We start from the raw sequence: 216 nt of genomic DNA, 5'->3' as shown, positions 1-216 counted from the left end.
GCAGGTTGTAGGCGATGTTGCCCGAGTCCACGTTCGGGCACACCAGCAGGTTGGCATCGCCCTTGAGCGTGGACGAAGGCAGGAGGCGCATCCGCAGCGCCCCGTCCAGCGCGCAGTCGCCATGCATCTCGCCGTCGATCTCCAGGTCCGGATCCGCCTGACGCACCAGCTCCAGCGCGCGGCGCATCTTCGCGCCCGAGGCCGAGCTGCCCGAGC

1 protein-coding gene is annotated in these 216 nt (G+C 69.9%); it reads right to left on the bottom strand.

The genetic code is table 11. The annotated features are described in order from the left end of the window. A partial coding sequence (locus tag KDH83_RS32375; protein ID WP_212323327.1) for a phosphate acyltransferase occupies positions 1–216 on the bottom strand: 216 nt, incomplete at both ends.

The sequence above is a fragment of the Achromobacter sp. Marseille-Q0513 genome, from assembly GCF_018195695.1.
Taxonomy (GTDB): Bacteria; Pseudomonadota; Gammaproteobacteria; order Burkholderiales; family Burkholderiaceae_B; genus Achromobacter.
Note: the sequence above shows the minus strand (reverse complement) of the source record. Positions and strands in the feature narration are given on the sequence as shown.